Annotated in this window: 8 protein-coding genes; 3 read left to right on the plus strand and 5 right to left on the minus strand. The window is 41.6% G+C overall.

The genetic code is table 11. The features are described from left to right. Nucleotides 1-298: 298 nt before the first annotated feature. The 3 genes from AAEY87_RS07140 to AAEY87_RS07150 form a co-directional block, all read right to left on the minus strand. The gene (locus AAEY87_RS07140; RefSeq protein WP_068036310.1) at nucleotides 299-1,744 is read right to left on the minus strand and encodes a glyceraldehyde-3-phosphate dehydrogenase; all 1,446 of its coding nucleotides are present in this window, start codon (nucleotides 1,742-1,744) and stop codon (nucleotides 299-301) included. A 411-nt stretch (nucleotides 1,745-2,155) separates the two neighbouring features. Next, a complete protein-coding gene (locus AAEY87_RS07145; protein ID WP_350656545.1) occupies nucleotides 2,156-3,277 on the minus strand; it encodes a lipocalin family protein in 1,122 nt (373 codons plus the stop codon). Nucleotides 3,278-3,642: 365 nt separating this feature from the next. Next, a complete protein-coding gene (locus tag AAEY87_RS07150) occupies nucleotides 3,643-4,713 on the minus strand; it encodes an NUDIX domain-containing protein (RefSeq protein ID WP_350656546.1) in 1,071 nt (356 codons plus the stop codon). Nucleotides 4,714-5,022: 309 nt separating this feature from the next. Here AAEY87_RS07150 and hemP point away from each other — a divergent pair, with 309 nt between their 5' ends. After that, nucleotides 5,023-5,181 (plus strand): hemin uptake protein HemP, encoded by a 159-nt coding sequence (hemP, locus tag AAEY87_RS07155; RefSeq protein WP_227672156.1) that lies wholly within the window; start codon nucleotides 5,023-5,025, stop codon nucleotides 5,179-5,181. A gap of 141 nt (nucleotides 5,182-5,322) precedes the next feature. On the opposite strand, the gene AAEY87_RS07160 is transcribed toward hemP, so the two are convergent. Both AAEY87_RS07160 and AAEY87_RS07165 read right to left on the minus strand, forming a co-directional pair. Then, entirely contained in the window at nucleotides 5,323-10,320 is a 4,998-nt protein-coding gene (locus tag AAEY87_RS07160; RefSeq protein WP_350656547.1) for a translocation/assembly module TamB domain-containing protein, read from the minus strand. Nucleotides 10,321-10,442: 122 nt separating this feature from the next. Beyond that, nucleotides 10,443-13,883 carry an autotransporter assembly complex protein TamA gene (locus tag AAEY87_RS07165; RefSeq protein ID WP_350656549.1) on the minus strand — a complete coding sequence of 1,147 codons (3,441 nt, stop codon included), beginning with the start codon at nucleotides 13,881-13,883 and terminating at the stop codon, nucleotides 10,443-10,445. A gap of 346 nt (nucleotides 13,884-14,229) precedes the next feature. Between AAEY87_RS07165 and AAEY87_RS07170 the strand changes: the two genes are divergently transcribed. Beyond that, entirely contained in the window at nucleotides 14,230-15,573 is a 1,344-nt protein-coding gene (locus tag AAEY87_RS07170; protein WP_350656550.1) for an MFS transporter, read from the plus strand. A gap of 139 nt (nucleotides 15,574-15,712) precedes the next feature. Continuing rightward, the gene (gene coq7, locus AAEY87_RS07175) at nucleotides 15,713-16,351 is read left to right on the plus strand and encodes a 2-polyprenyl-3-methyl-6-methoxy-1,4-benzoquinone monooxygenase (RefSeq protein ID WP_228138942.1); all 639 of its coding nucleotides are present in this window, start codon (nucleotides 15,713-15,715) and stop codon (nucleotides 16,349-16,351) included. The last annotated feature ends 33 nt before the right edge of the window (nucleotides 16,352-16,384 follow it).

A 16,384-nucleotide genomic window follows, 5' to 3' on the forward strand; every position in this document is an offset into this window, starting at 1 on the left:
CGATTAGTTATCAAATTCATGCTTAATGACCTAAATTAACTTCAAGATACGCTTACCATAAAGCAAGTATGTTATGAATTCAAACTAGATACTGGTTAGCAAAGCTTTTATCGTCATATTATAAAGGTATTAGAAATTTTTTATAACTCTTAGAACCACTATGCGAGCTATTATAGCAACAACACCCGATAACCAAATGGAATATCGGGTGTTGTTTTACATTAAGGGCATTCCAATTACGCAACAATGTACTTATAAAAAGCGGCTCAATAAAAGCTTAACTTAATATTGACAAGTTTTACGCAGGAATTTGCGTATAGCTAATGCCGCCCATTTGAGTCGCTAAGCGTAATACTTGGGTGCTATAGCCGACTTCATTGTCATACCAGATGTACACAGTGGCATGGTTATCAGTAACGATAGTAGCTTGCGCATCTACAATTCCGACATGCTTAGTACCAACAAAGTCAGTTGATACCGCTTCTGTCGAATCGGTATATGAAATCTGCGATTGCCAAGTGTTGCTGTTGGCCATCTTACGCAAGAACTCGTTTAGTGCATCCGCACTCTTTGGTGCTTGTTTTAAGTTTAGGTTCAAAATCGCCAAACTAACATTAGGCGTAGGTACACGGATAGCATTACCAGTCAGTTTACCACTAAGCTCTGGTAGCGCTTTGCCCACCGCTTTAGCAGCGCCAGTACTAGTAATAACCATATTTAGTACAGCGCTACGACCACGACGATCAGCTTTATGATAGTTATCAATTAAGTTCTGATCGTTGGTAAATGAGTGAATCGTTTCAACATGACCGTTCTCAATACCGTATTCATCGTTTAATACTTTTAACGTTGGGGTAATAGCATTAGTCGTACAGCTAGCGGCACTGACAATAGTGTCATCGCCAACAGTATCGTTATTAACACCATAAACAACGTTTTTAATCTCACCACCAGCAGGAGCAGTCAATAGCACCTTATTTACGCCTTGAGATTGCAGATGTTTACCTAGACCCGCTTCATCTTTCCATATACCTGTATTATCGATTACTAACGCATTGTCGATACCATAGGCAGTGTAATCAATCTCACTTGGATCATTAGCATAAATAACTTGGACAAAACGGCCGTTAATAACCATACCGTTGTTGTCATCATCAATACTGACGCCACCGGTAAAGCTACCATGGATTGAGTCACGCTCAAGTAGTGACGCACGCTTGGCAAGATCACCTGCAGCAGCTGGACGTACGACGATAGCTTTTAGTTGTAAGCCTCTTGCGCTTGATGCTTGCGATAACAACAGACGTGTCAACACACGACCGATACGACCAAAGCCATACAACACTACATCAGTAGTACCATTTTGTGCAGCTTTATCATCACCAATGGCTTGCAGAGCATCTTGCAAATCGGTGTCATTAGCAATCAGTTGACCGACATCCACACGTGCGGATTGAATGTCACCACTGGTTGCTAACGCTTTGACCATCTCTAAAGTATCAGCAATAGCGATAGGCTTGCCATTCTGCTCACGAATTGCAGCTTTTTGATGCAGGGCTAGCACTTGACCCACTGAAGTTGTGTCAAGAGTCTCACCGAACAAGGTAACTTGCACGTCTTGCTCGTTATATAGTTTATTTAACAATCCAATCAGCTCAATAGCTTGTTGTTCTTGATTGTTATAGCTGTTTAGACGGTCTTGATGCAATTGGCGTAAGGTATTAGCTTGGCTCACGAGGAACATCCTTATGGTCAGTAAAATATAGTTGGTGGGATATGAAAAATTATAGAAGTACTAAAAAATATAAAGAACTGGGTTAATCGTTACTTAGATAAGATTGCTACTTATAACTACTTATTTATAACCGCTTTTTTATGTAAGTTTGTAGCCTCTCTGGCAGTCTTTATCTTGGCTTTTAATTGGTGTGTATTTTAGCTCAAAATGCCTAATTTTGCCAGTGATAACGCTTATTGCTAACGTTTGACCTTGTTAATCTGTTGTTTTTAACAAAAATCACATTTGTAAGTATAAAAAAGACAGCCTATCTAGCTGTCTCTTCGATTATTTGTTAATTCAAATTTGCAACCAGTACCAAACTCTTAATAGGTAAGCTGCTAGCTATCATGGCCTAATACGAGGTTAAATTATTAAAAGTTAAGGTACTAGATTAACCGTTTGATTACGGTGATCAGTCAGTTTAAATTCTTTTAAGTTATATCCTTGCTGCTGAGCAATCTTACGATAGTTCGAATAAGTCTCTTGCGAAACATTTGGTGAACGTGCCAGCAACCATAAATACTTTTTGTCTGGTGTACCGACTAGTGCTGTTTTATAACTCGGGTCATGTGCTAGCACCCAATAATCTGCACGGCCTACAGGTAACCAACGAATCCATGAAGGTAAAAAAGTAACTTTAAGCTTACTGCCTGTACTGTCCGCAGGCTTTGCCAATCCTTCAGCAGTAATAGATTTGCCATCTTCAGCAGAACATTGATTAAGTACAGTAATACCAGAGCCTTCAGTTTTTGGCGTATAAGTAGCAGTCACATCACTGGCACACTTTCGTTGGAAGTACATCGGCAAGCGTCCAATTTCATACCATGTTCCGCTATATTTTGCTAAGTCTAGACTATCTACAGTAGTTGGTTCAGTAGCTGAATTATGAACGATAGAAGATGACTTGATATCTATGAGCGCCGCTGTCGTTTTTTCAGTATTTACTGTATCTGTACCTGCCGCTTGAATAGTTGTCGCTGGTGGCGTGGCAGCGTAAGCAGAAAATGCTGCCAACGGAACAATAATTGCCAGCGCAATTCCAGTATGTTTGATAAGACCATTCATAAATACGCGCTCCGGAACTTCGCTACATTGAGCAGCTGCGGCTAGTAATGTATCATTTTTAGAAAGCTTTTTATTTTCGCTACTATCTATAGAGGCATGGAGCGATGCTGCCCTAGGTTCGTTCGAGCCATATACTTTGGTTGATGCTAAGCCTTTACTTTTCTTATAACGGCTTTTTTTTATCGATGTAATGTCAGCAATATGATCTGAACACTCGTCGGCAGAGTCGTCGTCTATCGATATCTCTTCGCTTAAGAACATGTGCACAGCCTTATCATTGTAGTTAGCATCATTACTGGCACAACTGGTATTACCGACTACTTTTGTTTTGTCGCCCATCAAATAATTGTAACTTGATTGGTGAGTCCGTCCAGACTGAGAACCAGCTGCCTGCAAGTCAGAGCATTCTGGCGTAGGTAACTCATTGGTTTTCATAAAAATACCATCGAGGTTTATAGGTTAGAATCTTGTTTATCGAAAAATTTTATCTATAAAATAATATAGAATATTAGAAATATAGAGTTCTTTAATATCTAGTTAAAATAGAATGAGTATTGTGTGTCTAATACTGTTACTTTTTACTTAGCGCCCTATACTTTCATATGCAATATTAACGACATGATTGATCTTAAAACAGTGTGGCAATGTAGGAAAACGCAACGGTTTGTAAGTAATATTATTCTAATCTGAAAAACCGAACACATAGTAACTCGTATGTAAAAGCATTATCGAGATTTGCAATCAATAGCTCATCAAATAATAGCCAGTCTTTTTATTACTTTGAAGCTTTTATCATAATATTACAAAAAATGTCGAATACCAGCTATGCTGGTCGCTCCATAGTGCGTTGCTTGTTCCAATAGAGTTGGTGACAATCCACCTAGGCCAATGACAGGCATATCCGCAAGCACTGCCAATGCTGACCATTCCTCCCAACCCAGTGGCGTAGCATTAGAATGCGTTTGAGTTGCTAGTACTGGCGATAAAAAAATACCGATTATTGGAGGCAGCTGTTGCTCTAAACGTGCAGAGGCAAGCTTATTGGCTGCATAGATACTGTCTGCATCATGACAACTTATTATCAGTGAATGACTAGGAGGTAATAACTGACCAGATACAGAGTTATTTTCAACTGCATTGAACCATTGTATCAATGCAGTATGCGTCAAATGGTAAGCTATTATTTGATGACTAGTTGTCAAGTAATGACAATCATCATTATGAGGCATAATTGAGAAGATATCTGGACGTGAACGCATCAGTTGCTCTGCCATATTCTCTGAGCTTGCATCCTTGACCCGTATATATACCCAAGCTTCTTCAGCTAAGTGTTTTTGATGAAACTGTAACCATGCTGCCGCTGGGTCAGGGTTTGTACTAAAGTGTGCCAGTGGATAGGTAATCACTATCTTTGAATGCAGACGTAGCCATTCAAGAATCGTTTTATTAGCAGCTGGCAAGTTATAGTTCCCTGCCAATAGCTCAGACTTATTTACCCATGTCAGAGCCTGCCCTTCTAAGCCGTAGCTAAGAGGTTTGTATTTTTCGTACTGCTGTGTTGTCAGCTCGATATTATAAACCTGTAAGCTTACCTGCTTATTACCATAGTCATGATGTAAGCGCCCAAGCTTAACGATTGTATTGTCAGAAATTTCAATACCCGTCTCTTCAGCGACTTCACGTATTAATGCCTGTTTCGCCGTTTCCTTGTTGTCTATCTTGCCGCCAACAAACTCATAGCGATTGCCTTGATGCTGCAACGCATCTCTAAACCCAAGCAAATATTTGTCTTTATAATGAATGACGGCGATAGCGACATTTACGATGGTTACTGGAATATTTTTTGATTGCTTATCTGACTGGTTTGGCATGGTAATGTCCTTTATTACTGTTCTTATATTGGTTTTTTTATCACCGCTCTGTTTCATTATTTTACAAAGATTAGGGTGTAAGGCTGACGTTAATTTAAGAAGCTGTTTAATCTACTCGAAATCTTACTCAAAACTTCCTTGATAACCACTTTATGACGACTACTGCAGATAAGTTTACATAATGACTGCATTTTATTTTATTAATTACCTTGCAAAAAACCCCAATGTAAATGATAATTATTATCGTTAATTAATATTGCATCGTCATTACTTAAACAGCTATTTCATCAAAAGGAATTTACTATGAGCATGGTCATCTCTCGTTACTTGAACTGCCGTGAAAATCGACTACCTACTCTTCAGTCGCAGCATTTATTTGCACTCACTAAAGAGGTGCGTATTGAGCATGAAGGTGAGGAATACCGCCTGCGTTTGACTCGTAATAATCGTTTAATCCTGACTAAATAATGTGAAAGCTATTACAAAAAAACGCCTTTATCGAAAGGCGTTTTTTATTGGAAAATAATGGGTACTGATTATTTATAGCAGCTTCTTATTATAGTCTTCAACTGCGCTCACTTTTTAAGAAAGCATGTAGAGCGTTACCGTTTAGAACTGCCAACTATAGACCACATCCACTGCATTTTCAGCTGCAGAAGTTGCTTCAACATAGATACGGCGCGTTAATTGATAACGAATAGACAAGCTATTTTGAGCATTAAAGACACCTACTCCATAGCGAATATATAAGTCAGGGGTTACGTAACCTGTGACATTAACATTCGTATCTTCACTACTTCCTGAAGCATCAACAGTTAGGCTTTGCAGACCAAAAGCCTGACCTATTTGATTAGTTAAACTACGTGTACCGCTAAGGCCGAAGCTTAGTCCAGCAGCGGCTAGGTTGTTGGTTACCTGAGACTTAAAGCCTTGCTCACTGATTTGGGTCGCACCTGTATTATTGATACGGCCAGTTACCAATGCATTCATCGCTTGCTGCTGGGTAAGTCCTGCATTGTTAAAGACGATGATATTCGGACTTTCAGTATTACCTTTAACCCGCAAACCTACTGTCTTGCCATCGATAACTTTGACTGCTTCGATACTAAGGTTTGGCTTCATAACATCGCCATTGAAGCGTACTTGCCCGTAATTGAGTTCTAAGCTCTGACCAAAGGCATTGATATTAGTACGACGGGATACTTGGACAACCCCTTTGGCTCGCATAATGCCAGTACCGTTTTGATTAATATTGAGAGCACCTGCCAAAGGAATAACAGCACCAAAACCACGGAAATTAATGTCATCACCCAAATCGATACCTATATCAGCATTGATAGACCATGGTTTCGAGACTGCCAAAACGTCCTCAATGTTGCCAATTAAACGTCTATCAATCACAACAGCGTCTTCGGTCTGGGTAATAATATCTTCGCTAGCTTCGGGAGGACGAATAGTCGCTGATGGTACACTGACCGCCCCTTCGATATTAACGTAACGATCACCTGGGCGTACGATTATATCAATATCAGGGTTAACCTCAGCCAACAACAATGGTGGTTGCGTCAATACCAATCTTTCGCCAACAACACTGAGCTTAGCTTGCAGCTTTTGCTGCCAATTAACTGTTCCGATCAACGTACCCGTACCTGTACCACTGTTAAACTTTCCATCAATCGTCGCTTGGGTGCCGCGAATTTTAGCAGCTACATTGACGTTAGATAGATTAACTGGTAAATCAAGCATGGCAACACGGCCATTAGCAAGTTTTACATCTCCATAAAACTGTGGCTTATCTAGGGTGCCACCAACGCCCCCTGCCATAGTAATATTACCTTCAAGTACGCGCATACCTGGGAAGAAAGGCTTGAATACAGCGAGATTAAGCTCGTTGAGTACTAGCGCACCTGATATTGGTTTGGGTGTTTTGTACGGGTCTACGATTACTTCGGCATAGCCGCGAGCACCGTTTCCAGTATTGATATCTGTACGCAGTTTTAGTCCTTCAGGTATTGACAATGCGATGAGAGATACGCGCTCATAAGGTAGGGTTATAGGGGCAGCATCACCATCTTGAATCAGACCTATTTTGCCATTGTCAGAATACAAAGTCATATTGATAGTAGGTGGCTTACCACGTTGCCATCCCACAATAGCTTTACCATTAATCTGACCATGCCAATCGATATCTTTAGGTAAGAATACTGAAAACAGCGATGCATCGAGCTTTTGTAACGCAAGATTGACTTGTCCACCAGCGGCTGAAGCAATGAGATTCTCACGTAAACATAGCTTGCCAGTCTGATCTTTTGCTTGCCAACAATGTGCCGCTAATTGAACTTTTAGATCACTAGTACCGCCGTTTTTTTCTGGTTTTGGCAAGTTAACGATTACCTGTGCAGGCTGCAACTGATTCAAAGTAGCATACTGTGACTTGATGCGACCTTTACCTATCACACCTGACCAACTTAACTGGTCACGGTTAAAGCCACCTTTCAGCCGTGCTGAGATATCTAATTTCTCATTAGCTACCTCAAGATTAACGATATGTGCCTGCTCGGTGCCACTGAACGACGCATTAACATTTTTAAAGCTTTGTCCAGCTGCATCCAAACCTTCGGCACTAATAATGAACTGGCTAGGACTGTTTGCTAGATTCACTAACTTACCACGTATGCGGCCTTGACGTAATATAAACCCAGGTAATGCGATACGCTCACCTACTAGATCTATATAAATAGTCGGTAACGCTTGTCCTGCTGGCTGGGACAAAGTCGCCCCGCCAGTTACTTTACCTGCAAGCTTTTCTGAAAGCTGATCGAGACTAGTAATATTAATCTTTGCTTGTAGCTGCTTAGCGTTGCCATTGGCAGTCAGATAGTTATCACCCCAACGTAGCACAAGATTATTAGCATTGAGACTATCGATGAGCGCGTTTACCTGCTGATATTGAGCTTTAGCATCTTGGGCTTTTAGACGCTGGAAATAACTGCTTAAATCTTCCGGCAAGTTTAACTTGGCTGCTAAACTACCCTTAGCACTCAGAGGTTGACCTTTTAAAGTACCATTTAGGTTGATTTGTTGTAGATTGATAATTTGCTGCGCTTTACTCCAGCTTCCATCCGTTTTTATGCTGCCAGTAATTGTACTTGGCGTGTCTTTTAGGAAGTAACCTAGGTTAAAGCGATCCATCACTGCGCTGATATCCCACGCAATACCTTTACTCACGTCTATTGACCCTTGAGCATCGATACTACCCGCGGCACCCACATGACGGAAACGCTTAATACGAATGAGTTGTGAGTCTCCACTAGCATCAATAGTCAGTTTGCCAGCAGGGAGCTGCTTGGCATCCAGTACGCCATCGAAATTTATAGCAAAGCGTCGCAATTTACTCTTTGCATCAGGGCGGTTTTTGGGCGCAGGTTGCCATTGTCCACTCGTGTTCAAATCACCAGTGAGAATGGCTGGATTGTTCGGTAAAAAATAACCTAGATCGAAATTGTTAAAACGCCCATTCACTGTCCAGCCAATATCTTGGCGCAAATCAATCACACCTTTCACATTAACAGCACCAGCTTCACCAGCATAATCCAACTTACGCACGTTGATTAACTTTGGCGTGCCAGCAGCATCAATCGATAGTCGACCATTGGGAACATCAGCAGTATCAAGTTGACCATTAAAACGTACATCAAATACTGATAGCTTGCCACCGACAACATCAATGCTCGCATCGCCATTACCTGCTATACCAATGTCGCGACCATTTTGGGTAGCATCAAGCTGAGCCTGCAAGTCAGTCTTATTCAAATTAATGATGTGTCGCTGACCTTTGACACCGTTTTTAGTAATATTGAGCAAACGACCACGAGCACTGAGACTTCCTGTCAGGCGCTCAAGTGGCAAATCGTCACGGTATTGTTTGGGTAGCAAACCATTGGTACGTGCATCAATCTGCCATGTCAACGGTCGCTGCTTAGTCGCTAGCTGAATCTGCCCATTACCTGATAAATCACCGACTATACCTTTATAATTAAGACCGTTGATATCGATGACATTACCAACTTTACGAACTTTTACATCGTAGTTACCTTTAGGCGCTGCGTTTAGCTCATTGATAAGAGCCTTGGCATCGATCGATAAGCTTGAGCCGCGCACGATGACATCAGCCTGTCCATTTGGACTGTCAATATTGCCAATGTTAGGTACATTGCGACGAGTGAGATTTTGCCATTTAGCATCAATGTACCAAGGTGCCACTTGCTTAGATTTTAATGACGTTTTGCCACGGACAATATTGGCATTGACGTGTTCGCCATCACGCTGACGCAAGTCAGCATCAATCTGCGTATTCCCAGCGCTATTTTGTTGTTGATAATGCATTGATAGCCGGCCGTTGAGCTTTTGCGGCGCATACGCTTTAAAATCAGTATATTCATCAGGAATAGCACGACGCATATCAAAGTTACTACCTGTCGCTCGTATTTTTGCATCGAAGCTGTCTTGCCAGTCTAAAATGCCCTGCAATACTAAACGTCCAGCTGGTACATCAGCATCTAAGCGATCAATACGCAGTTGACTATTGGCAATGATTGCGCGTCCTTGATAATGTCCTGAAGGGATGTCTTTAGCAGTCAATTCTGTATTAATACGTAGACGTATCTCAGAAATAACCCCATTTGCGATAGCGGTGCCACTTTTTAAATGAATATTTTGTGCATCTACATAAGGAATAACGACATCATCCCATTGCAATTTAGCTTGGAATGGTGCGTCGTTATCAAGCCCCTGCACCACAAACTCACCTCGGACATCGCCCTCGTTGTAACGACTACGCACCTTACCTACTGTGCGCTTTAAAGTTCCTGTCGCTGTCACGTTTAGTGGATCAATATAGGCCTTTTCTAACGCACTGACTTCAGCGATAGCACTGAGATCTAACGGATAGTCGCCTTGTAAATCTATACTGCCTTGCAATGCACTGATTTTGACAATATCTGCATAACGTAAATCACCACGACCAACCGTCACTTTACTACCTACCCACGTTAAATCACGAGCATTAATATCGTGCACCACGATAGGATCTTTGGTTACTTGCTTGTAAACGATATTCTTTATTTTTGCTTGATCAAAACGCAAATTAACCGGAAGTTTAAGCGTTTTATAATCAAATGCTTCACCAGTTGGAGGTTTATTATTAATAATTTCTATACGCTGAATATCAGCATCACTAAGATGCACTTCTTTAGCAAAGACAGCACGCCAGCCTATTTTTACATAAGCTTTGTCCACCAATATTTCAAGATCCTCAGTCGCTTGGATATCTATATCCGTAACCCAAATGCCGTCACGTAAATTTCCCTTACCGTATTTAAGCTCAATCCCCGTCTCAGCACTTATCTTTTCTAAGATAAACTTCGTACCTGACTCTGTTCCCGTCATGTAAAAGAAGATCGCAAACATAATCAGCAGAACGATAAGTATCAGTACCAGTAGTTTGAGTACAAAGGATAGTGGATACCAGCGTCTTACCGCGCGGGCATCTCTTTGGGCAGGATCTTCATCCGGTGAACGGTCAGGCGGGGTCTTTTTGGTCAACATGACACTCAACTACGTTAAAAGATTATTACCAGCAATTGGTAGAATTAATAAAAGCGACTCATTGGGCTTTTCTAGTTTGATCGACTTAACCTATACGTTGACGATTGAGTCTGTAATTTCAGCTATAAAGGCGAGCCAATAAAGAAGTGTAGTCTAATTGGAACACTATCTTCTGTCACGCCAGCAGCGACATCTACACGTACGATTCCCACAGGCGATGCCCAGCGAATACCGACACCGACACCGACTTTGGTTTCAGTCTCAAAGTCTTTATCATAAGCATTACCTACATCGGTAAATACTGCACCACGAAAGCCAGGAATAAATTCATAATTGTACTCGGCACTACCGACTGCTAGTACTTGTCCGCCCGTTAGATAACCATTTTCTAATGGCGATAAGCTTTCATAATCATAACCGCGAATGCTTTGATCGCCACCAGCGAAAAAGCGCAACTTATAAGGTACTTCATAAAAATCATCCGCCCAAATATACCCTGTATTTAAACTACCAAGCACTTGATGCTTATTAGAGTCTCCGAAGCTATAGATACCACTAACACCAGCGCGAACTATAGCCAAATCAGTATCACTAAGCGCCTTATCTGCTCCTGCTTCAATAGCATAGTATTGACGTATACCGCGAGTCGGATTAGTAGCACTATCGACATCCGTTTTATTTATACCATAGCCAAGTAGCAGTGCCTTTTGCGTAGGCCTAGAGGAGGTAAAACGTATAGGCAGATCATCCAACTTAGTATCATCAACGCCAGTTTCCAGCTCATCTAAGCGATAGCGCACAGAATAACTACGATTCCAGCCGTTCTCGCGGCGAATATTACGGGCTAATGCTGCTTTTAGCGTTTTGGTGGATAAATCAAAGTTACCTTCGCCCTGATCGATCACTTCTTCTTCATAAGTAAGACGTCCCTCTAGCTTATCATTGAGCGGATGTTTCCATGGTCGACTGGCATAGACGGCAACATTTTTATTGATTCGTGAGATCTCAGTTTCTGCTCCTGCTTGATAACCTTTACGATTAATTAAGTTATAGTCTATCTTAGCAGTCGCTCTCACACCTGTGTCTGTGCCATAACCAATACCTACTTGCGCATCACGTGGCTTATCAGCATAGACAAAGACATACAGTGGTACTTTTTTACTTTCTTGAACTTGCTGGGGTGTTTTACGTCCTGCAAGTGTAGGCGGTACAAAGTTTTCATCAGCCAGTATGCTTTCTTCATCAGGGAAGATCTTTTTGGCAACTTTACTAATGGAGTCACTGATTTTTCCTAGAATACTATCTGCTTCTTGCGTCTTTTCATCGAGCAGCCGATCATCTGGCAAGCCACTTAACCGATCTGCTTTACGCTTGATAGCTAGCAGCTTGTCTTGCGTTTCTTGATCGACTTCAAACTCAATAGGAGCAACATCCATTGCATCTACAGTAGCGCCACTATTGGCTTCAATGTTATCACCATTGTTCTCGACATCATCGCTGCTATCAACATTATCGTCAGCACTTTGAGCATTGACGGTATTCATCGCCGACTCGCCACTATTGCCGTTATCAGAAGAGTTAACATTAGCCGTACTGTCGACATCATCATCTATGATGCCATCATTATCAGCATCTATCGGAGTATTATCAAAAGCTAAGGTGCTGCTTTCGCTGAGCTCATCCGGTGGCAATATCGTCTCAACGTTGACGGTATTAAAATAACGGGTCGCTGATAAGTCATTACCAAGTTTGGTAATGGCCGGACGATAGAACGGATCGCCTGCTTCAAAGTCAAACATCTGTTTCAATAATGAAGTCTCAACCGGAAGTTTTTCAGGATCTCGTGTAAGAGTACCTGTCGCCTCATCGTAGGTAAAAAACACCACTTCATCAAAATCATAACGATTACCAGTATTGTAAACCAGTGAAACATCAGCTGTGTTGTCCGGCAAAATGATATCGACTGATTTGTTTAACCAGTATTGATCAAAATAACCATAGGTATTACTTAAGGCTTCAAGTGCGGCTTTGCTGTTTTTGTAAACACGATGATTAAAGATATCTCCTTCTTGTGGCGGCATATCTTTTTCGAGCGCTTGAAATTCAGGTTGTTCGATACCTTCACCGCGAATATCTACAATACGACTATCAACGCGCACAGGTTCACCAAGTTCTTCGATAATGACGTCAATAGTATCAATAGTTGGTTGGCGCAGGCGTAGGGTAACATCGTAATAACCAACTGCACGCGCGGCATCTAATGCAGTTTGGCGTAGACGTGGTAAGGCGGCGGTAAAATCAGCAACAGATTGCACGTTCGTATCATCAAGTGCCGCTTTGATGTTATTGATTGGCTGACTGTCGTCGTCAGCCTTGATCAATTTTGGCTGAGCATTATCATTAGTGGCAGCTTGCTGTAAGTAAATAGTCGTTTCTACGTTTGGCAACGCCATTACCCCACCGTTAAACAAACGGTTGTATAGGCGCTTGACAATATTACCGTTTTTGCGCGAAGGTTTAGAGGCTTGCACGATACTGTCAGTGACTGCCTGCGTCTCAGAGACAGCTTGGTATTCAGGTAAATAGTCATCAGGATTCAAGGCCTTTGGTTGCGCACCTTCTTGCTGCCCTACCGTTTCACCTTGGATAGGTAATTTGCCTGTACTTGCCTCAGCCTTGATTTCAGCGATAGTGTCCTCAGCGCCAGTCACCGGATCACTGTCTTGCTGTGCGAGAGTTTGAGCAGGGCTCTGTCGGCTATCATTGACATTACTACTGCTAACAGAATCACTCACATCAAGCGGACGTGACAGGATTTCAGCCGTCTCAGCACGCTCTGCAGCATTTTGCACACGTCCAAGGGTATCAAGATTGGTCGGCGCTGGTAAACTTGCCGCATCTAGGCTTGGATCTAAACCAATAGGAATCTCTTGGCTATCTAAAGTCGCGACAGGATTATCAAAACCATCATTAGCATTGTTACTATTGTTGCTTGAAGAATTGTTACCTTCAGAATCGTTTTGATTATTCTCTGCATCTACCGCAGCAAGTTCACGCTCAATCTGTTCAGGCGTCATCATCTGATAGCCTTGCTGCTGCACTGTGGCTGCCTGCTCTAACAGATTATCATCGGGTATATTGGCTTGCAGTATATCCACATCATTTAAGCTATCTGAGCTTTTTGAGACGTTAGGGTTACGCTTGATGGGTTTGGTTGATAAAGACTTTTGCGACTTCCCACCTAAACTTTTCTCACTATAATCATCTAATACCGATTGATCAATAACACCTTGCTCTACTGCTTTTTTTAGGCGTAGCGCATCTAAAGCGGCATCAAGCTCGGTCTCTTGATCAGACATTAGAGCATTGTATTTGGACAAGCTTGAAAGCTGAGCTGAGCCATCGGTTTTTGTATTAACATCATCAGCACCAATGGCAGGAGATGCTGCGCCAAAACCGACTAACGCACTCGCCAGCGCAGTAAAAAGTGTTGAGCGAGTAAAAGAGGTACGCGGCAAGTTTGACAAGTTACCTGATTGCGTTGAGGGCTGCTGTCTTATCATACTTATTTCCTATCACCTCACGCGGCATGCTTATACTGACGATGGATACCGCCTATACTTACCGGTGAATATACTTATCACATTTAAAATTAATAGTGCTTATAATCAACGTCGATAAAAGCATGTCAAACTTACAAATCATAGCTTAGTTAATTATCAAATCATAGCATCTAGCACATGTATTTATAGCAAAGCCTTGCTATTATACGGTCTAAAAATAATAAAACCTATCTTATATTTTGATAAGTTTTTGATAATATTAATAATTATATAACATAGAAGCACCTTGTGTTGCCTATGTTTAGCCCACTTTATGCATTAGACGCTGCCGCTTATAGGAGTCCACATGGCAAATCAGTTTCAGTTATTTAAGCGTCGTCGCTTTAACGCTATGTTTTTTACCCAGTTTTTGGGTGCATTTAATGACAATATTTTTAAGCAAGCGTTAATCTTAGTTTTGACTTATACCGCTGCCAGTCAAATCGGCGTAGAAGTGAGTATTTTAAATAATTTGGCAGCGATGCTATTTATTTTGCCCTATTTTTTGTTTTCCGCATTGGCTGGCCAAATCGCCGATAAATTTGAAAAATCCAAACTAACTCGCTTTGTGAAGCTACTTGAGCTGGTTATTATGACGGTCGCTGCCATAGGATTTATATTTGAGTGGTATGCGCTATTATTCGTGGCGCTGTTTTTGATGGGTACGCATTCTACCTTTTTTGGTCCGATTAAATATGCTTATCTACCCCAGGCAATGCAAAAAGACGAGCTAGTCGGTGCCAATGGTTTGTTTCAGATGGGTACTTCCCTTGCTATTTTGCTTGGTATGATTATCGCTGGCGTATTGACGCAATTGCCGCAGTCGCTTTATTGGATTAGTGTAACGGTTGTGTTGGTAGCAATACTAGGCTATGTAGCAGCGCGCTTTATCCCCATCATGCCAGCAATGCAGCCTAACCTAACTATTAATTGGAATATTTTTACCACCAGTATGGCCACAGTGCGCTATTTATATTCTTTGCCGTTTTTGTTCTTTGTAATTTTGGGCAATAGTTGGTTCTGGTTTTATGGTGCAACATTCTTGACCCAAACGCCTGAATTTAGCAAAGTCATCTTACATGGTGATGAGTCCGTTGTTATTTTCCTATTAACCCTATTTTCCGTTGGGGTTTCTATCGGTTCATTACTATGCAAAAGCTTAACCAAGAACCAAGTTAGCTTGCGTTTATTACCTTTTGGTATTGCAGGCTTAAGTATCTTTGCTATTGACCTTTATTTCTCCTTATCAGGTCTAAATATTAACGTTAATTCTGAAGCATTATTAGGTATTAGCGATTTATTTGGTATAAATGGCAGCTGGCGCGTGTTTGCTGATTTATTCTTTTTGGGCTTTAGTGGCGGCCTTTATATCGTGCCTTTATATGCATCTATGCAAGCTTATGCACCCAAAAGCCATCGTGCGCGTATTGTTGGTGCCAATAATATTTTTAATGCTATTTTTATGGTCACCTCTGCCATATTTGCTATCGTAGTATTAAATACGTTAAATATGTCGCTGCCACAGTTGTTTTTGGTCACTGGCATACTTAATATTGTTTTTGGTGTATTTTTATATACCAAGCTCAATAAACATCTCAGGCAGGCTGTCATGCAAACTGACGATGATGACTCATTCAGCAGGCAAGACTAATGTGGTGTAGATAATATCGATCTAACAGAACTTTAATGCCGATAATCAATATTGTTTGCTATAGTAATGAATTATTATTTTTGCAAAATTAAATTAAGACACTAACGAAACAAAGCTACATCAGGAGCTAATCATGGCACTGCGTTCCTTATCTAAGATAGACAATCTGTTACTTGGCGTCGACAAGGCGCTACGGGCAGTCGTTCCACATTCCAATCCTAGTACTCGCCCGCTACCTGTCAGCGATGATACTATTCCTGAACTGAGTATCACTGAAGCACGGCACGTGGCTGGGCTCATGCGTATTAATCATACTGGTGAAGTATGCGCGCAAGGGCTATATCATGGGCAAGCTTTTAGTGCAAAAGATGATGGCGTGAAGCAAGCCATGCAGCAGTCAGCTGAGGAAGAAGTAGATCATCTGGTGTGGTGTGAGACTCGTCTGCAAGAGCTGGGTAGTCATCCTAGTGTCTTTACACCATTATGGTATGGCATGTCGTTTGGTCTTGGCGCGGTTGCTGGTGCTATCTCGAATGAGTTTAGCTTAGGCTTCGTCGCTGAAACTGAAGCTCAAGTGAGTGAGCATTTGCAAGATCATATAGGACAGCTACCCATACAAGATAAGCGCTCGCGTGAGATACTGGCACAGATGGATATTGAAGAGCTACATCATCGGGAGCTGGCAATCAATAGCGGCGGTACAGCATTATCGCCCCCTATTCGCCATACCATGCGCTGGATGGCCAATCGTATGAAAGCCACTGCTTATCATTTATAAAGGTGTAAAGTCAAAAAATATATTTTACAATCA

Origin of the sequence: Psychrobacter sp. S1-30-MNA-CIBAN-0213 (assembly GCF_040309845.1) — a bacterium.
Classification (GTDB): domain Bacteria; phylum Pseudomonadota; class Gammaproteobacteria; order Pseudomonadales; family Moraxellaceae; genus Psychrobacter.